18 protein-coding genes and 1 tRNA gene are annotated in these 18,136 nt (G+C 33.3%); 12 read left to right on the top strand and 7 right to left on the bottom strand.

Going from position 1 to position 18,136, the window contains the following annotated elements:
• Window positions 1-260: 260 nt before the first annotated feature.
• The 11 genes from BGO42_RS17365 (at window position 261) to BGO42_RS17315 (ending at window position 9,451) form a co-directional block, all read left to right on the top strand.
• The gene (locus BGO42_RS17365; RefSeq protein ID WP_273243980.1) at window positions 261-827 is read left to right on the top strand and encodes a hypothetical protein; all 567 of its coding nucleotides are present in this window, start codon (window positions 261-263) and stop codon (window positions 825-827) included.
• A gap of 94 nt (window positions 828-921) precedes the next feature.
• Complete coding sequence (locus BGO42_RS17360) at window positions 922-2,133, top strand: ankyrin repeat domain-containing protein (RefSeq protein ID WP_273243978.1); 1,212 nt, start codon at window positions 922-924, stop codon at window positions 2,131-2,133.
• Between the two features lie 16 nt (window positions 2,134-2,149).
• A complete protein-coding gene (locus tag BGO42_RS17355; RefSeq protein WP_273243976.1) occupies window positions 2,150-2,686 on the top strand; it encodes a hypothetical protein in 537 nt (178 codons plus the stop codon).
• Complete coding sequence (locus BGO42_RS17350) at window positions 2,686-3,300, top strand: hypothetical protein (protein WP_273243974.1); 615 nt, start codon at window positions 2,686-2,688, stop codon at window positions 3,298-3,300. Before BGO42_RS17355 ends, BGO42_RS17350 begins: the two co-directional genes overlap by 1 nt.
• A gap of 2 nt (window positions 3,301-3,302) precedes the next feature.
• Window positions 3,303-4,958 carry a hypothetical protein gene (locus BGO42_RS17345; RefSeq protein WP_273243972.1) on the top strand — a complete coding sequence of 552 codons (1,656 nt, stop codon included), beginning with the start codon at window positions 3,303-3,305 and terminating at the stop codon, window positions 4,956-4,958.
• Entirely contained in the window at window positions 4,955-5,629 is a 675-nt protein-coding gene (locus tag BGO42_RS17340) for a hypothetical protein (RefSeq protein ID WP_177736036.1), read from the top strand. The genes BGO42_RS17345 and BGO42_RS17340 overlap by 4 nt, the downstream gene beginning before the upstream one ends.
• 103 nt (window positions 5,630-5,732) lie before the next feature.
• Window positions 5,733-6,482 (top strand): hypothetical protein, encoded by a 750-nt coding sequence (locus BGO42_RS17335; RefSeq protein WP_273243970.1) that lies wholly within the window; start codon window positions 5,733-5,735, stop codon window positions 6,480-6,482.
• Between the two features lie 114 nt (window positions 6,483-6,596).
• Entirely contained in the window at window positions 6,597-6,800 is a 204-nt protein-coding gene (locus tag BGO42_RS17330) for a hypothetical protein (protein WP_273243968.1), read from the top strand.
• A gap of 89 nt (window positions 6,801-6,889) precedes the next feature.
• A complete protein-coding gene (locus BGO42_RS17325) occupies window positions 6,890-7,390 on the top strand; it encodes a hypothetical protein (protein WP_273243966.1) in 501 nt (166 codons plus the stop codon).
• Between the two features lie 245 nt (window positions 7,391-7,635).
• Entirely contained in the window at window positions 7,636-8,631 is a 996-nt protein-coding gene (locus tag BGO42_RS17320; RefSeq protein ID WP_273243964.1) for a hypothetical protein, read from the top strand.
• A gap of 4 nt (window positions 8,632-8,635) precedes the next feature.
• Window positions 8,636-9,451, top strand: coding sequence for a hypothetical protein (locus BGO42_RS17315; RefSeq protein WP_273243962.1), 816 nt, complete (start codon window positions 8,636-8,638; stop codon window positions 9,449-9,451).
• A gap of 131 nt (window positions 9,452-9,582) precedes the next feature.
• Here the strand turns inward: BGO42_RS17315 and BGO42_RS17310 are convergent, their stop codons facing one another.
• From BGO42_RS17310 to BGO42_RS17280, 7 genes are all read right to left on the bottom strand, one after another.
• A complete protein-coding gene (locus tag BGO42_RS17310; protein WP_286749589.1) occupies window positions 9,583-10,437 on the bottom strand; it encodes an abortive infection system antitoxin AbiGi family protein in 855 nt (284 codons plus the stop codon).
• Window positions 10,438-10,441: 4 nt separating this feature from the next.
• The gene (locus BGO42_RS17305; protein WP_273243958.1) at window positions 10,442-11,158 is read right to left on the bottom strand and encodes a hypothetical protein; all 717 of its coding nucleotides are present in this window, start codon (window positions 11,156-11,158) and stop codon (window positions 10,442-10,444) included.
• On the bottom strand, window positions 11,158-12,174 hold the full coding sequence (locus tag BGO42_RS17300; RefSeq protein WP_273243956.1) for an HNH endonuclease: 1,017 nt from the start codon (window positions 12,172-12,174) through the stop codon (window positions 11,158-11,160). Before BGO42_RS17300 ends, BGO42_RS17305 begins: the two co-directional genes overlap by 1 nt.
• Before the next feature lie 3 nt (window positions 12,175-12,177).
• A complete protein-coding gene (locus BGO42_RS17295) occupies window positions 12,178-14,025 on the bottom strand; it encodes an AAA family ATPase (RefSeq protein ID WP_273243954.1) in 1,848 nt (615 codons plus the stop codon).
• A 2-nt stretch (window positions 14,026-14,027) separates the two neighbouring features.
• Window positions 14,028-15,767: an ATP-binding protein gene (locus tag BGO42_RS17290; RefSeq protein ID WP_273243952.1), complete on the bottom strand. Its 1,740-nt coding sequence runs from the start codon at window positions 15,765-15,767 to the stop codon at window positions 14,028-14,030.
• A 3-nt stretch (window positions 15,768-15,770) separates the two neighbouring features.
• Window positions 15,771-17,063: an SIR2 family protein gene (locus BGO42_RS17285; RefSeq protein WP_273243951.1), complete on the bottom strand. Its 1,293-nt coding sequence runs from the start codon at window positions 17,061-17,063 to the stop codon at window positions 15,771-15,773.
• Window positions 17,064-17,518: 455 nt separating this feature from the next.
• Window positions 17,519-17,592 (bottom strand) — tRNA-Met (locus tag BGO42_RS17280).
• Between the two features lie 148 nt (window positions 17,593-17,740).
• Between BGO42_RS17280 and BGO42_RS17275 the strand changes: the two genes are divergently transcribed.
• Complete coding sequence (locus tag BGO42_RS17275; protein ID WP_177736033.1) at window positions 17,741-18,133, top strand: START-like domain-containing protein; 393 nt, start codon at window positions 17,741-17,743, stop codon at window positions 18,131-18,133.
• The last annotated feature ends 3 nt before the right edge of the window (window positions 18,134-18,136 follow it).

Below are 18,136 nucleotides of genomic sequence, written 5' to 3'. Positions count from 1 at the left end.
TTAATAATAATGAATGTGATGGTAAATTTTCGGATTTGTCATATTCAGCTTATTGCTGTTAAGGATTAAATAAATATTTCACATTTTCATTGCATTTTGTTATAGGAGTTTTCCTATTTTTGTTAAGGGTAATTTTTAACGCCCGATAGATTTTTATTCAATTAACAATAGCTGCTATTGTTCAGGCACGATTCGCATAAAGATTCCCGCATTCATTTTAAAAAAGCTTACCCGAAACCAATAAAACTATAATAATAAACATGAAGAACAAAAAATCCCTTCTTTTGGCAGCCATCGCGACGCTTGCCATCACGACTTACAGCTGCAACGGTAGCAAATCTGAAGGTGCAGCAGCTGCAACAGAAGAAACCGCTGCTCCTGAAAAACCGCTGGTATTCGCTGAATTCGTCGATCTTGATTTGAGCAGCTACGGAATTCCTGTTGTGACAAAAGCTCCGAAAGATGCAAAAGTTATTAAAAGCACTACAGAAGGTGAAATCTTCGTGTACGGCGGAAAATTGTTCAAGCTGACTTTTTCGATCCGCGAAGGAAATGCTGAAGAATCGGTAGGACTAATCAAGGAAATGACAGGCGATAAGGAAATGAATCCTGGCTTTGACAAATTCGTGACCGAAGACCCGACCGGTTTTGTGAAACAGAACAATGAAGGTAAACTGGCATTCACTTATGGCGTAACCACCGGCCAGTCTTCCGTTGTTATACAGGAAGGAATGAGCCACGACCAATCTCCTGACCAATTCACGGATTACAGTACTGATGATGTTAAGTTAATGTACGAAGCAGCAAAAGCTACTGTGGCAAAATAATTTCAAATACATCTTACTTTTTCAGGCCTCGGATAAAAATGCTGTCCGGGGCTTCCATTTGAACAACCAAACCAATCAAAAAACAAATATGGATATGAACAAAGAACTCGTAATCGCCTCTGAAGCGGGTGATCTGGAAACTGTAAAGCAAATGCTCGCCAAAGGGGCAGATGCAAGTGCCATGGGACCAAATTCAGGCGCTTTGCATTGCGCGGCGGCAAACGGCCATCGCGAAATCGTACAGCTTTTGCTCAAACACGGCGCTAATCCGAACGTGGCCGACAACCAATCGTTTTATCCGATCCACTTAGCGGCAGCTTACAAACACCTAAATGTCGTACGGGATCTAATTGACAACGGCGCTAAACTCGACGTGGTGACTTCCAGCCTCGGAACGGTACTACACGTCGCTGCGGCAAACAACTTTTTCGAAATACTCGACCTGCCTGAAATCAAAAAAGCCCCGATCGAAGCCAGAGATCAGGAACAGAAAACGGCCTTGAACGTAGCTGCTTCTTTTGGTAGTTATGCGATAGGATGGCGACTTGTCGACGCCGGTGCAGACGTAAATTCTCTGGATGATTTCGGATTTTCACCTTTACTCAACGTTTTGCTGCGTATGGGACAAGCCAAAGTGGAACATTGGGAATCTGAAGGAACAAATTCCGGTATACACGTGAAATACCAGATAGACAATGGCTGTTTCCGCTATATAAAACCGTTCAATGGCGGGGCAAACGAAAAGGGACGTGTGCTTTCGCTTATGGATCAATACGACATCTCCGGATATTCTTGGGGACCAACCCAGCATCGCAACTATGTGGAATGCATCTATCTTGCCCAATATTTGATCAAAAAAGGTGCAGACGTAAACGCCCGTGGTAACAACGGCAATACGCCAATGATCATGGCGTGTTCTGTAGGAGAGCCTGAAGTGATGACGGCATTGGCCAAAAAAGACGCGTCTTTTGAAATTAAGAACAATGAAGGAATCGCGTCCTTGCATTATATCGCACGCAGCAAACGCCTCGACGGGTTGAAAGCCTTTTTCAAACTCCACCCGGAACAGGACATAAATGCAGTCGACGAAAACGGATGGACAGCCGGGCATTACCTGGGCGATATTGGCGGACCTGCCGAAATGGCTAAAATCCTGGTTAAAGCCGGTCTTGACACTTCTGTCGGAAGTACCAAAGGTCTGGGACCGCTTTCTCCCGGAATCACCGCAAAAGAGGTAGCCGAACATTGGAACGACGCCGAAATTGCGAAACTGCTAACTCCGAAAAAAATAAAACCGAAAGCATAAATAAGCTCCTGAAAACATGGAAAATATTACTTATAAAATAGATCCCAACGCAAACACAAACACAGCGTTGAAGCAAGCAGCAAACGACATAAAATCAATACTTCAATCTAAATTCGGTTTGTCCTACGCCATTTCTGCTGATGATTTCACGGATGCGGACAAAAATTGGTCACACGAAATAAAAGTGCGCCAAGGCAACAAAATAGGAGCCGCTGTCGGTTTGAAATGGGAAAAATCAACTCGGGATGTCTTGAAACTCGATGTGAGCGAATCATCCAAAATGGGTAACATGATCACATATTCGGTGCTGCTTTTGTTTTTGGCGATCGGTGCGTATATGGGTTACAACAATATCGAACCGCTTGCGTTTTTGCCGGGACATAAAATCGCTGCCGGTTTGGGTGGTCTGATTGCTCTTATTCCGGGGATTATCCTGGTTGCCATTTTGAAATTGATATTACTCAAAGGCGAAAAAGAGCAGAATGCAAAACTCGTGCACGAAGTCAGACAAGCGCTTCAAAGCATATCCGGTAACAATTTACAATCAAAGTAATGGCAAGATCAAAACCCATCGGACTTAGGCAGGTTGCCCAGCCGGAAGACCTGAGTAAAATAATCGTCTCTTTTCCGAAACCCGCAGACGTCCTTGCCGAGCCTGAACATTTCGAACAGCAAATCCTGTTGCCGCAATACAGTATTCCGGGGCATTTTATAAAACCGGAATTCACCGGTCTTGTGTTCCATTTTATCGTGACGCCGGTTTTTCTGGATTATGCCGATTTCAGGCTTACCGCTGACAACAAATACGAAATTGTATCGTACAGCGAAACCCCGATCTCGGATTTCGATGAGAAGTTTCTCAAATGGTGTGCCGATGAAATGGAGGACAATTTTTACGGATACAAAGAGGAACCGATCTATTTCGAAGTCGACAAATCGGTAAAAAGCGAAAGCATTTACATGGGAGGGGAACCTATTTGGGATCAAACCACCTACGAAAAGGATAATGTGCGCAAAACCGATTATTCGCTCGACATCTTTAAAGATGAAAACGGCGAGGTGATGGAATACATCGCTACACTTTACGACGATGAAGTCTATGGTTCGTACAACCTGTACTATTCGCCAAAGACGCGTTTACTGCGTCAATTCCACCAATCGACCTAAAAATGATACAGTTAAATAGCTTACAAGCCAACCTAAGTCGCCTGTATGAAGGACAGGAAACCCGGGAGGCATTAAAAATCGAATTCAACAGGAGGGGAAGTCTGCTCAAACAGATGCGCATGTTTGAAAACGGATTCTGGTTTCTGGCTCCTTTTGCGTTCGAACCGGCATCCGGCAGCACCTTAGCGGTGTCGCTTTCGCCTCGTATGACGTCTTTGAAAGACGAACCCGTGGTAAAGGTTTATACCGGGTTTTACAGTGATGTGGCTGCCATCACCCAGGCCCCCAACCTAAAAGCGATGATTCCAATGGCATACCTAAAACTGATGGAAACCGCTACCGCAATCAAAGCTTTAAAATCTAACCTGGATGTCGCGATCAGTCAGTCGAAACCGCTTTTTGATTATCTGGGAGAAGGGGACCTCGATTTTCTCAAGTCCTATCTGTTGGATGAGGAAAATCAGGAGCGTTTTAAAAAAGCAAAGAAAAACCGTGACGTTTTTTTCTGTGATTTCTGGAACCATTATTACGACACGCCCGAACACAAAAAAGCGTTCGATCTTTTCGCTCAGTTAATTGCCGACAAGAAATTCCTACCCGAATTCCAGGAGGAAGACTATGGTATCTGGAATGCATACGTGCGTAGTGCGCTCACGGAACGGGCTTACGATCTGGAGCCTAAGAATAAAACTCAAATGGAAAAGCAGTATTGGCATCTTTGGAAGTATGCGCGCATGCCGCTGGGATTGGACTGCGATGAGATGGGCTTCAAAAAATATGAATACCACTATGGTGAATCTAAAAGCATGATGTGGGGCGTGAGCCTCTCGATCAATTCAGCTCGTGATCATGAAGGTTTTTTGCCAGAAGAAGTAGCCAGCCATCCGCTGTATGAAGCTACAAGCCTGATCGAAGGCAAACAATACGCAGGAGAGCACCACTGGATGGCTGCAAAGCGTTTTGATGAAGAATACAACGATGCCGAATCCTGCTGGAACGCCTTGATAGCTGCGGCCTATTGGGCGGGTCTTGCAAAACGTTTGGACCTTGTGGAAGCCTCGTGGCAATATGCGATCGACTTGTCGCAAAGACAAGGCTGGAACGTGTTGAACGAAGTACTTAAAGACCAATGGGCTTTTTATGAATATCACAAAAACGACAGGCGCACCAAAATGGATAGCGCCAGTAATTTTTTAGAAGATTTCATCAAAATCGAAGCCAAAGCCTTGCGCTCTAACGACACTTCCATGAAGGACCAATTACACGCGATGACGGATTTAACAAGGGGTTATTATAGCGAAATCGATTTCGGGTGGGAAAAAGTCCGGACATCTGAAAACGAACAACCAAAACCGCGTTACCTGTATGAAATCGTACAGTATGACCATCGTCATTACAAAGAAATATGGGTATGCTACCTGTCGGCCGCCAATCCGAAAGATATGACGTTGGACGATTGTTTTATACTGGCACAAATTAACGGCGAACCAAAACTAATCGCACGTTATATCCCAACGGAAATCGATTACGACAGATGGAAACTCGTTTCAGGCGACTCAGACGTCTCAGGTTACACAAGAAATACTTATATAACACAAAAACATTTTAATACGCCCATTGATGCAGAATGGGAACGTGACTTACTTCGAAAATTATGAAAAAATTTTTTAAAATCGGCTGCCTGGCGTTTATCGCTTTAATAGCCATCGCCTATGTAATTTATTATATTCAAAACGGAAGCACCGGGCCAACTCAGGCTATTAAATTCATGAATACGGGAACAGAATTGCGATCCGTGACTTTTGAACAAATAATGGCCGACGGGAAACTGGAGAAAATATACACCATCGACAGTAAAATCAAACCGGACGAATCGCTTATTCAGCAAGTTCCGACAGGTAATTATAAAATTTCGGTTTGGGATTCGAACGACAGTTTGGTTAAATCTTCGGAGTACCAGCTCAAGCTTCCAAAACCGGATGAATCGAATTACGAACTGATGCGTTTCGATCTGGCTGTAGACAAAAATTTCGTACTCGTTAACATGAACAGTATGTACGGAGGCAATGCAATCGCCGAACACATGTCGAAAGCGATGGGTACGAAAAGTGATGGAATCAGGATTGCAAAGATCTATGACGGACAGTTGCCGTTTCTACTTGACGAAAATTATACAATACGTACAATAATCGACCTCGAAGAGGATTTTCCGGACAGAATAAAGTACGGTAATGTTGTCTACGGATTGTTTGCGATTCCAAAAGAACTACCGAAAGAGCAATTTCAGCAAGCTTTAATGGAACAGATTGTCAAAAAAACAAAAAATTAAGGGTATCAAAATACAACGCGTCTGAAGTTCAGGGTAAACAAACCGACCCCGACGCGTTGTACTTCGATTACAACATAAGTGAAAACTATCCTAAACTGAATATATGAAAGAACAAATACTTGAATTACTCAAAAGTGATTCGCTCCAGGGTTATTTCAGCGGAATCGATCTTTTCCTCGACAGCTACCGCAACAATTCACTCACCAGTGCCGACCTGGACCACGAGATGATCGAACGCACCTGTGCTGTTTTCCTGATCGAGCGATGGGCGGAACATGAAGATTGGAACGCCGCTCTCGATAAATTTATGGAAGTATTACCAGGGTATAGCGAATATCTGTCCCATGAGGACGTCGGACATCACTTGCGGGGACTTGCAATATTTATTGACGGGATTTACGGAGGCGAAATCGACCTTTCTGGGTTTATTTATCCGTCCGGAAATGTTTATATCAATGCGCAGACCGCGGCACAATCGCTCAAAGAATTTTTCAAGGAACAAAATGACGAAGCATCGGCCGGATTGTTCGAAGAAATCGAGGCGTTTTTTGACAGTATCGCTTCCGGTCAATTTGGCGCAGCTCGAATTCTGACTGAATTGCGCGATTGGTCAGTAGAAATGGCTCAGGGCTTTTACGTCGTGATGTCGCGTACGGAATACAACCGTGTCTGGATGTTACGCAGTCTGTACAAAGTAGTCGATTCACCGATCATCCGGGAACATGTTTTCGAAAAGTTCCTGAATGTCCTGCGTTCGATGCGCGTCCAATATGAAGAAAATGGTGAAAACGAAAAACTCGAACAGATGGACGAATTTATCGAAACGGTCGTTGCAGCAAGCAAAGGCGACTAAATTTCGTTCGAAAACAAAAAATAAGATTGACAACGTTGGTGTCAGATACTAAGTATCCGGATTAATTATCCTAAGAATGGTATATAAAGTTTTACGAAAATCAATAAAAAACACATGAATAGCGTGCAATTACAATCGGGCAGGAGCAAAAAGAAAGCTCTGGAACTAAAAGACTTTCATCAGGTAAAAAAGCCAGCCGGAATGATGAAGATAACTTTCGGGGAAATGTTCATTGAATATATAGCAAAAAACATAAACGATTATTGTCTGAAACAGATCGGAACAAAGGCTTCAATAAAGGGATACTGCAATTGGTAGTTAAAAAGAAACCGGAGCGGAGCATGACGTTTATGTTTAAAGAAAAATCAAGTCCTTCGAAAGGTGTGATAAAAACGAAATGGATATGAATGGATTACCTTACTAGTTATGCTTTTTTGAGCAAGAAAACTCATTTTTCATATTCAAATGTTATGGGAACTAATATGGATGAGGAAATGCTGTTAAACTGGTCGCTTTTACTAATTGTTGGCATTTATAGAGATATTAAAGAGTTATTAAAATTCGAGGATGAACTTTCAAAAACATTTACTGATGTGTTTGAAATTCTAAATGAAAATTTAGAAATAGATAGTTTTAATCGTGTAACAATTGGCAACTACGGCGTTTTTGATTTTGGTATTGCTAAAATTGTAAACAAAGACAATTTAAATTTACATTTAGAGTATATAGCATCCAATAACTTTGAGAAAGGCACTTTTGATGTTATACCCAAAATTTTTCTACAAAAAGAAATTACAGAAGACTTTTTTAAAATAACTCATGGTAAATATTACAATGAAAGTAAAGTTCTGTATAATGATGAAAATTATGAAAAGTTGTACCTTGACTTAATAAAAAAATATGATTAATATTTATTTTAAAAAAGGTATTCTTTGAAAACTCATATTGTTATCAGATCAAGTAGTGTTCATTTTATTTATTAGAACAATTACGTTTATTCTGTTGTAGTTAATTTCTTGTATTTATATTGCTTTGTGTTGTTTGATTTATTAAATTTAATTTATTAAATATCAAGACATAAATATATTTTTTCTTTATCTCGTTTATCGGAATACTTAAAAATATAGTTAATTGAAAACAACAAGTTAAACAAATGAATTTTGAGATTATGAAATTAAAAGTTTATTATTTGTTTCTTTTTATTCCATTTTTTTTGCACTCACAATCTAGCACTTTGATTAATCGATTTCAGTATGGAGCTACAGTAAAAGCTAAAATTGAGTTTAGATACCCAAAACATCAAGAACCTTTTTTAAATTTTAGAATTTCAACAAGTGCTGGAATTGCTGGAAGATGGATAGTAGATGAACTCTATCCTTCAGCTAATACTGAAATTCAATTTTATAATGGTGGCTTAGGAAGTGATAGCAGACCTGATGCAAGAAAATTAACATTAGATGCTATTCTCGCATTCACATTAACGACAGGGAAACTTAGTTCATTCTATAAATCCGAAAATATTAATCTTACTAGAAATGTACCTCTAAGATATTTTTCAGATTTTGCAATCCCTTCATTGCAAAATCCTTATAATTATTCTGCTTCCTTAGGAACAAATTTCGCTTTTACAACAGATGGAAATAAAAGCTTTCAGAGAATAGGATTTTTAAATTTCTTATTTGGAGAAGGTGTTCAATTTTCATATTATAATGATGGTACTCCTTTCCAATATACGAAAACTGGGGATGGCAAAGATAGATATTACACAGGCGGAGGTATTTTATCATACAGTCATGGCAATGGACAATTAACCTCTTTTAAATCTTATCAATTTGAGCTTTCTTATCAAAAATTTACTGGATTTACTCAAAACTCTTTTGAATTAAGTAATAGTTTAAATACCTCAAATGTTGATTATAAGGACACTAATCAGAAATATTACAATAAAAGTCTCTGGAAATTCAATATTCAATCGAATAATGAAAATAATGGCTATGGTTTAGCATTTGCTTATTATAATTCTATAGGTTATGACGGTCAACACCTTATACATTGGTTAATTAGTAACTCTTTCCATTTAGTTCCCTATGGTAGAAATTTCACAATTGAACCTTCTTCATATTTAATCAATAATGGTTTTAAAAACTAAAATAATGAAAAGTAGATTATTATTTTTTTCGATTCTAATTCTGGTTCTAATTACATTTTGTAATTGTGGAAGAGCATTTTATTACAACAATAATGAGTCAAATGATTGTTTTTCTATCGATGAAGTTGATGATATATATATAAGAAAATTATATTCTCAAGAAAATGAATTTTTAGGTAATGAACTAACTAAGGAGACTAACAATATAGCTGGGGAAGAGAATTCTCTAATTGAAATTCAATATTTAATCATTAAAAAAAATAATCAGGTTTTATATGTGACATCTACACCTTCCAGATATGTTTATGACAAAGAAGATTCTTATTTAATTGATAGGAAATACCCAAATGCTTTTTTCTTTAATAATTTCTATTTTGGAAAGAGAACTAAGAAAAATTTAGTTGATAGAGAAATTACTTTCGAAAACAATGACTTAAAGCAAGTTTGGGAATTAAAATTGGATAGCCTAAATGAATTACAATTAGTATCAGTAGATGAGATAAAGAAAAAGAATGATACAGATAATTCCTTTTTAACCATGAAAGTTGTTAACTCATTTAAAGATAATTTCGTGTTTAAGAAAGTTAATTATCCATTTCATATAGGGTTTAAATCTCCGTTTATTGATGAAGAACAATCAAAAACTAAAACATTTGATTATAAAAGAATTATCTCTAAAAGAATCTGTTTCATAAGGAATTTTGAAAACAAAGAAATAATTGAACAAATTTTAATTCAATTTGACAACCCAGTATTAGGAGAAGAATATAAAACTATTCAGTTTAAGAAAAAAAGAATCCCTTTTTATCTTAAAGATTAATTTAATCTTATCAATTCCCTCAATCTTCTTAAAATACTCAATGGTATTCATATAAATCATTCCATTTTCATATAGATCAAGAATATTTTTTTCAGCATTTAATTTTAAAAGCAATTTTATTGTCTATTTGATTATAAATCTTCTAAAATCTGTTCCAATGAAATTAATCTTGTACCAAGTAATTTTAAATCATCTGAAGAGGCTGTCTTTCCAAAAATATTTTCAAGATTTTTCAGCATTTCAGGAATTTCACTATCGCGATTTACTATAATAAATTTAACATCATTTGGTTCAAAATGAAGTTTAATATGCTTTGCAAGCTTCATATTTAATGCTCTCCTTTTTCTAGGATCAATAAAATACTCACTTTTATAACTATCCTTCATTCCTTTACTGAATAAAAATTCTCTTGATGGTGTAAACCTCCATTCTCTTTCATCATAAAACCTTACAAGGTTTTCAAGATACTTTCCATCTCTGTAAAACTTTCCTTCGTAAGGTTTTATGTAACGAATAAAATGAGATAATTTAGAATTCACATCTTCAACCCTTTTTGAAAATTTATTCTCTCTATCATTCATTCTCTCATAAACAATTTCTGCACTCCGATTAAGCTTGAACTTCTTCAATTCCTCTTCTTCTATATCAAAAAAATTTTCAATATTCCCAAAAACATCATTAAGTATTGAAGTAGTCGCAGAATTTGGATAGGTATATATTATTGGGTTAATTTTATTTTTCATCCCCCATTTTTTTGTCAATCCAATAGCATATTTACCATAGGTGCTTGTATGCCTTTTAACCTGTGATAAAGGAATGTCGCAAAAACATGTCATTGGAAAAACTATTTCCGCTTTATCATTAATTAAACTTTCAAAATTTTCAAGACTATATCTTACATAAAATCCATTCTTTAAAATGCTTAACAATGTGTTTTTATTGCTTGTAAAGTGAAATAGTGTGCGCGCGCTAATATTTGTATCCATGTTTTTATTCATATTCACCTAGGAACATTTTGTCAGTTTTTAAATATATAAATGGCATAATGAACTTTTTTTGTTCATTAAAATCAAAACTGCTAAAGTCTGATATATTTGTCATTGTATTAACTGGAGGAGGAGAGTCAATCGCTAAAAAATAACCGAACGGACTGAACGTAATTTCAGAATGTGTACACATATATCCATTAAAATTATTCCATTGAATTCCATATAATCTTTTTTTATTTGAAAATGTATTATATAAATAGATTTGATATTTATTAGGATGGAACTTACTTTCTTTGTTCAATATAAAATCAATAAGCTCTTTATCATCTCTCAAATATCCTGAATGATCAATAGCTAAAAACATTGTGAAAATTTGTTTTATTACATTCAATGGTTTGAAATCGAGCTCAATTAGATTGTGCCTTTTTATATTTTTAACTCTTTGAAAATAAGAAATTGTTTGACTTACAAATGATGAAAAATCCCTTGCATACCAAGTACCTGTATTATTGTTACAACTTTCACAAAAACAATACGCCCCAGCTCCTTGATTACTTCTTATTGATTTTCCATAAACAAAACTTTTTTTATCAAATAAATGCTCATGTTTTTGAATCAATATTGGTCTATCGTTATTTGCTGATTTTGGTGGAATATGTTCGAAAGTAAGCTCTTTAAATTCACCACATAAATGACAATTCCCTCTTTTAGACTTCATCAGATTTTTAATTTTTTATCAATATCAGACTTCAATATTTGAATTTCATCGAAAATATCTTTGGTAAACTTCGCCATTGGTCTTCTTAAAAGATCATCATTATCCAAATAATTGCCTATAAATAATCTTTCAAAAGGAATCTTATTATTAGGCATTTTAGATTTAATAAAATCTTTTAAATCTTGTGCATGAATATTATTATAGACATAAGAATTCAAAATAATCTCTTCCGCAATGTCTTTATGCTCATTATATATTTTACTAATCTGAAAATTATTTTCAAGCGAAGTATCATTCAATTGAGAATTATAATCTGAATCTGTGAAATTAAACTGTATTATGCTTTTATTAAAAGTAGTAAAGTAATTAATAACACTTTTTTTATCTAAAACAAAACCATAATCTTTTGAAGTTTTACCATCAGTATAAGGTTTAAACTCCAACTCTTTAGAGCTTTTTACATTATTACAAGTTGAACAAGATGGAACTAAATTCAATATTGAAATTGACAAATGTGGATATTTTTCTTGTGGATATATGTGATCAAATTGAAACCTAGCTTGAAAATCATTTTTTGTTTTCTCTATTGTTATTGCATATTGTGAATTACAATAAACACAAGTTTTAATATCAATTTCAGAAAAAAACTCTTTGAAAAGCTTATTTTTAAGATCTTCATAATTAAGTGCGTCAATAATTACATCTTTAAATTTTTTTCTAATGACTCTAGCTTTATTTTTCCGAACTTGTCTATCTACCAAAACATCACCATTTTTAACAGTTTCAAACTTATCAACAACCTCTTTAAGCTTTTCAAAACTTATATCAATTAACCCTATTTTTTCCCTTTCTATAAATTCAATTATACTATTAATCCATTTAAGTTGATTTGGATCTAAATTGTACCACTCTTTTTGTTTTTTTAATGCACTAATTGCTTTTTTGTCAAGGGTGTTAATTTTTTTTTCAAAATCTTTGAATCTATCAGATACTTTCTTTTCATTTATTGAAATCATCTCTTACTTCTTTTTTATTGCCTGCAATCTTTTAATTTCATTATCTATTTCATCATTATATTTTTTGAAATATAATTGTCGAAAGCTATTTCTTATAATAGGTTCTCCAATATTATTTATTACAGTCAAAGAATTTTTTTTCCAAAACTCATTTTCTATATTGTCTTTATTCAAAAAATCTGCCAATTCATTAAGTTTTAGATTAACAAAATCTCCCATTAGACCTTGCTCTAAGAAAAAAGATTCTTTAAAAAGACTATAAATATTTTGACCAAAAGTTGGTATATAGTTATCTAAGTTATCTTTTATTTCAATTTGTTTTTTTACTTTTTCATCTCCACTCTCATTAGATCTTAAAAAAACAACATTGTTGGAAAGCACGTCTGTTAAAGGTAATGGAGAATTTGATGTGATTATTATTTGTAAATTTCTTTCTTTGAAAATTATTGGTAGAAATTCAATCAAAAATTTATTCAACTTTTTCTGCCAAGTAGGATGAAGATACAAATCTGGCTCGTCCATTAAAATCAAAATTTCATTCGAAAGATTTTGAAATTTTTCATCTTGAACAACTAAATCATAAAAACGTGAAAAAATATTCAAAATTGATCGTTCCCCAGAACTGAATCCTTCAAAATTGAAAAATACATATGGATTAATAGTAACTGAATCATTATACAATTTGAAAAAATTCTTAATAGTGTCTTCTGATTTAATAGAGATAAAGAAAAGAGGTTTGCTTTTATCAGGATAATAATTGATCAAACTTTCTTTATTTTGAAAAATGAATTCAATTAGACTTGCATTTTTTTCTAAAAGAGATTCAATTCTAGGTATTCTATATATTAATTTCCCCAGTTGCTTTTTAATTGATTTCAAATATTCTTGAATTACAAGATCAAAGTTACTGTCCTGATTAAGACTTGTATTTGGATAAAAATCCATTTCAAAACCAGATTCTGGATGATTTGAAGATGATATTTCTTTAATTAAGTTTAAAACTATCAATGAAATGAAACATTTTAATGAATCATTTATATCTGATTTTAATTCTAAAATATGTCCGAGTAGATCACTTTTATATGATGTATAGATACGGTTTGTCTTTTTATCTGAAAATTCAAAACTATCTATCGATTTAGAATTAATTTCAACTTTCAAAAAGAGATATTCAGGAATCTTAAAAAGATGAAACTTTTCTCTTAATTCTGAACTCAAAAAATTAAATTGTCTATAAACTTCTTGAGAGAAATGAATTGACAATGTATCAGTATCTTTTTCAATTAATTTTTGTTTAACATAAAAATCATGATCATCAACAACCAAACAATTAGTTGAAATATCATGCAATCCTTTTCTTTTACTACTTATTTTCCCGTCAAAAATATTTGAAAAGAAAATAATGTCTAAATCTTCTAATCCTCTTTTATCGTAACCGAAATCAAAACCCATCTGATCTTCAGGTTTACTTAAAATCTCCGTAAAATCAGGCTTTATTAAAGCTACTTCTTGCTTAAACTTTATCGTTGAAATACAATGTAACTCATTTTCTTTTTTGTAAATTACAATTGTTTCGTCTCTTATATTCAATCCTTTTGAAAAGTTCTCTCTAATAAATTCTAAGACAGTACTTTTGCCAGCTCCATTATTTCCTACTAGATAACATAGGTTCTTGATTTTTGATTCGCTGTTATAATCTATGTTATAAAATCCCTCTATGAAGGTTTCATTCTTTTTATAAGTTAATAAATTAGTTTCTTTTGAATAATTAAAGAAATATTCACTTCCAAAATTGACATTAGCTTCTTTTAAAATTTTATAGTCATCAATATACACATATAGTATTTCCATTCTTAAAAAAGGGGTGTTTCAGATTTTGGTTTAATAATTGGTTTTTCCACTTTTAACATCACAGGCATTGGAAAATCAACTCCCATTAAAATTGCCTCGCCCGAACCTAATACAGGTAAAAACGATAATGTATCACGATTAGCCGAAGAACAAGCGTTTGCAATTGCTTCTTTATCTTGATGATTGATTAATCTATGTGCTATAAAAGTTCCTATTTGACTTAATGTGCCATTTGGAATATCTCTAGGCATTTGTGTAGCAATGCAAAGGAATAACCCATATTTTCTGCATTCTTTGGCTATACTATCAAACGAACTTAATTCAGTAGTTTCAAAATATTCGTCCTTAACTTTTTTATTTAAAAATTGATGTGCTTCATCAATAAATAAAACTAAAGGTTTTTCTTTGAATGTGTCTATTCTTGACTTATTTAATAAATATTTACCAATAGCGTTTGCTAAAATCTCTCTGGATTGAAAATTAAAAGGTACATTTTCAAAGCCTATTCTTAATATACATTTATCATTGTCCTTTAGAAAAATTTCAATCATTTCTATTATATCTACTTCATCTTCAATAGAATTAAAGCCAAACATTTTTTTAAAATCAGAATCATTAATAGTATTATTAATCCTCATAATTAAGCTAGTACTATTCCCAAAATTCCGTGCGTCTTGAAAACTCTGCCAACGATCTCCATTTATTTGATGACATTCATTTATTATTTGCTGGGATAATTTATTTATGTCAAAAAAACTTGAATTATCATCTTCAATTTCTGTTTTATAAATGTAATGAGCATTGTTAAATGGTCTTGTTTCATTTCCAGATTTAACAACACAACCATTTTCAATTATCAAATCTTTATCTTTTATTTTGAATGTTACTCGTTGCTCAACTATTGTATGTGGAAATTTGTCTTTATCTCTTAATAAACAGTAAGCAATTTTTAATGATTTTATTGCTTCAAGTAAAATAGGCTGTTGCACCTGACCAGAAGGTCTAAATAAAACAAATAAGTCTCCAATAGTTAATTTTGAATAGGGGAAAAAAGATGAAGTTGCAATAATTGTATTTGAAACTTTAGGATCTTCATTCAAACTTGAATATTCTCCTGTTGCGTCGATTAAAATGGATTTACTATTATTAATTTTTAATGCTTCCAAAAGTTTACTTACTGTATAGCTTTTTCCTCCTCCAGTAGTACCAACTACTGCACAATGCCGTCCAAATATTGCTTGTTGTGATAGTTCAACTATTGTTGATTTATCATAAGTCAATCTCCCTAATTCAATTACTGGTGCTGTTCCTCGATGCTCTTTTTTCACTCCAAAACCTTTAAAGTATCCATTTATAAATTCAGAAGAACAAATGAATACTTTTGCTCCAATCATTGGTAATGAATTTAATCCTTTATCAATATTAGCAGGCTCAAAAAGTTCAAATGAGAGTAGTATTTCAATTTTTCCAGTTGGATGAAATTCTTTAGTATTAAACGACTTTTCACTTAACTCAAGTCGCTCTTTTTCAGGTAAACTTAGTTCTAGAATTTTACCTAAAAAGCCATATTTTTCTCCTTCTATAACTACATAATTTCCAACTAAACCTCCTTTTAATTCTTCACCATAGAAAATAAATGATTTCATTAAAACTGATGATGGAAAATGAACTTTTACATACTGGGGTGTAACTTGGTTTATATAACCAATAAAATGACTGTGATTAAATGGATTATTACTCATATTTTAATTGTTTACATTGAGAATAATCTTTTTAATATCTTCTTGGTTGTATGATTTTAAATCAGGATAGTATTTTGCAAATTCGTCAAAAACTTCATCTATCAACACTATGTTATTATGAACTTTTGATGCTTCGAAAATTGGTTTAAAAGATTTTGACCAATTATCAATGCCTTTATTAACTACCATTAGTTGAAATCCTGGATTTTGTTCTAATGCTTCAATGATAGCAGTCACAATATGTTTATCGTTAAAACTAAAACCAATACAAATTAACAATGTATTTTCATTTCTTAAGTTTTGTTGAAAACGAGACATCATTTCAAAGTATGGTTGTTCATAAGAACTCTCATATTTGCTGTCCTTTGGATAAATCATTAATGATTTTTTAGGCTCTTCTTTTTGAGTAATTTGATTGTCTTCTCTAGTCCAATCAATAGAACCATGTGGTTTGTAAAGGTGAAAAACTTTTTGGATAAAATTGTCCTCTTCTTTTACACGACTTAAGTTTCGTGATACAATATCTAGTTCAAAATTTCTACCACTAAAAGTTCTTGGAAGAGAAAAAGAAAACCCATCAATAATTGTAAAGTTTTTCTTCCGTCCAGCTTGTTCAAATAATGTATCGTAATTTAATGTAAAAATTTTTGCTCTTGGAAGTGTTACTTTACGTTTCGTGATTTTTTCAATAAAAAGGGTATGAGGTGCATTATCTGGTAATTTTAGAGTACAATTTCTTTTTATAATCTCTTCTATCTTTTCAATAATGGTTTCTATCTCTATTTTGTCTTCACCTTCAGCTGGGTTATGTTCAACGTAATTTTTTGAAATATTAGCTAATGAGAGGAGTTTTTCTAAGTTTTTCACATATTGTTCTTCCTCCCCTTCTTTTTCAATGAATTTATCTTCATATTTTACTAATTGGCAAAATTTATAAAGAACTTCTTCTGATATTTCTTCTTTAACATCATCCCAAAGATGTGATAATAATCTCCCTTTTCGTTCTTTAATGTCTTCACCAATCTGAATATCTTTTCCAATGCCCACAGATGAACCAGCACCTGTAAGCACAATCAAATTTTCAAACTGATTATTGAGGAATTCAGCGTATTTGTCTCTTTTTTTTTCTATTCCAAAGTTTAATTTATTCTGATATGAAGTTCCTTCGTCAAACTTATGTTTGATCTTGTCAAGATATACATCACAATCAATAAACTCGTCAACTCCTTCTTGATCTGATTTTATATACTCTATTTCAACAGATTTTTTACCATTCATATATATAAATTCTCTCATAATAGTATATTATTTATGGTTACAAATTAGGAAATTTTTGTAAGTATTAATTGTAAAATATTCTATAATTTTCTTAAACTTAATTAATCTTATTTGTAATAATTATGTGATCAATAAATACGATGTTATTTTATATTACTAATCCTTATCTATTTTACTTAATAGTTGCGATTGAGCTGTATTTGAATTATACATATGCGTTTAAAGATTTAAAAAAAACAGATATAAAGGTTCAATAGTAATAAATGTAACACCTTAATATGTGAGTATTAATGTTTTTGAGCTTATAAATCTCAAAGAAGAGAGGGTGAGTGATTTGAAATTTAGCTTATTATTAAAGTATATACCAATAAATGAAAATTAGGTAAAATCAAATTGTCGGGAAGATGTCGGGAAAATTTTAAATAAAAAATCCGTAACTACTTAATTAAAAGCGTGTTACGGAATTTTTTTTGTAGCGAGGACGGGAGTTGAACCCGTGACCTCAGGGTTATGAATCCTGCGCTCTAACCAACTGAGCTACCTCGCCATTTCGTCTTTCGTGTTACATCCTTGAATGCGGGTGCAAATATAAGACTAAATTCGAAGCTTCCAAATATATTTTTAAAAAAAATATTTTTTCTGAAATTCTTTTTTTTTGTATGTATTATTCTATATATTTCCGAAAAATTTAATATATGGAAGGTAAAGTAAAATACGAATTAGAATTTCCTATAATGTCATCCCCCCAGTTATTGTATCAATATATTTCAACGCCTTCCGGTTTGTCAGAATGGTTTGCAGATAATGTAAACTCAAGAGGGGAGTTTTTTACCTTCATTTGGGATGATTCTGAGGAGAAAGCACGGCTGGCTTCAAAAAAGTCAGGTGAGAAAGTGAAGTTCCGCTGGGTTGATGATAATGATAAGGATAGCGAATATTATTTTGAGTTGCGCATATTGGAAGATGAAATTACAAAAGACGTTTCGTTAATGGTTGTTGATTTTGCCGAACATGGCGATTTGCACGAAGCAAAGCTGTTATGGGAAAATCAGATTTCCGATTTAAAACATGTAATCGGTTCTGTGTAGTTT

It is taken from the genome of Flavobacterium sp. 40-81, from assembly GCF_001898245.1.
GTDB lineage: Bacteria > Bacteroidota > Bacteroidia > Flavobacteriales > Flavobacteriaceae > Flavobacterium > Flavobacterium inviolabile.
Note: the sequence above shows the minus strand (reverse complement) of the source record. Positions and strands in the feature narration are given on the sequence as shown.

Bases quoted from the DNA above. Each gene is read 5' to 3' on its own strand.
- BGO42_RS17365 (WP_273243980.1), top strand. From the start codon at position 261: ATGAAGAACAAAAAATCCCTTCTTTTGGCAGCCATCGCGACGCTTGCC.
- BGO42_RS17360 (WP_273243978.1), top strand. From the start codon at position 922: ATGAACAAAGAACTCGTAATCGCCTCTGAAGCGGGTGATCTGGAAACT.
- BGO42_RS17355 (WP_273243976.1), top strand. From the start codon at position 2,150: ATGGAAAATATTACTTATAAAATAGATCCCAACGCAAACACAAACACA.
- BGO42_RS17350 (WP_273243974.1), top strand. From the start codon at position 2,686: ATGGCAAGATCAAAACCCATCGGACTTAGGCAGGTTGCCCAGCCGGAA.
- BGO42_RS17345 (WP_273243972.1), top strand. From the start codon at position 3,303: ATGATACAGTTAAATAGCTTACAAGCCAACCTAAGTCGCCTGTATGAA.
- BGO42_RS17340 (WP_177736036.1), top strand. From the start codon at position 4,955: ATGAAAAAATTTTTTAAAATCGGCTGCCTGGCGTTTATCGCTTTAATA.
- BGO42_RS17335 (WP_273243970.1), top strand. From the start codon at position 5,733: ATGAAAGAACAAATACTTGAATTACTCAAAAGTGATTCGCTCCAGGGT.
- BGO42_RS17330 (WP_273243968.1), top strand. From the start codon at position 6,597: ATGAATAGCGTGCAATTACAATCGGGCAGGAGCAAAAAGAAAGCTCTG.
- BGO42_RS17325 (WP_273243966.1), top strand. From the start codon at position 6,890: ATGGATTACCTTACTAGTTATGCTTTTTTGAGCAAGAAAACTCATTTT.
- BGO42_RS17320 (WP_273243964.1), top strand. From the start codon at position 7,636: ATGAATTTTGAGATTATGAAATTAAAAGTTTATTATTTGTTTCTTTTT.
- BGO42_RS17315 (WP_273243962.1), top strand. From the start codon at position 8,636: ATGAAAAGTAGATTATTATTTTTTTCGATTCTAATTCTGGTTCTAATT.
- BGO42_RS17310 (WP_286749589.1), bottom strand. From the start codon at position 10,437: ATGGATACAAATATTAGCGCGCGCACACTATTTCACTTTACAAGCAAT.
- BGO42_RS17305 (WP_273243958.1), bottom strand. From the start codon at position 11,158: ATGAAGTCTAAAAGAGGGAATTGTCATTTATGTGGTGAATTTAAAGAG.
- BGO42_RS17300 (WP_273243956.1), bottom strand. From the start codon at position 12,174: ATGATTTCAATAAATGAAAAGAAAGTATCTGATAGATTCAAAGATTTT.
- BGO42_RS17295 (WP_273243954.1), bottom strand. From the start codon at position 14,025: ATGGAAATACTATATGTGTATATTGATGACTATAAAATTTTAAAAGAA.
- BGO42_RS17290 (WP_273243952.1), bottom strand. From the start codon at position 15,767: ATGAGTAATAATCCATTTAATCACAGTCATTTTATTGGTTATATAAAC.
- BGO42_RS17285 (WP_273243951.1), bottom strand. From the start codon at position 17,063: ATGAGAGAATTTATATATATGAATGGTAAAAAATCTGTTGAAATAGAG.
- BGO42_RS17275 (WP_177736033.1), top strand. From the start codon at position 17,741: ATGGAAGGTAAAGTAAAATACGAATTAGAATTTCCTATAATGTCATCC.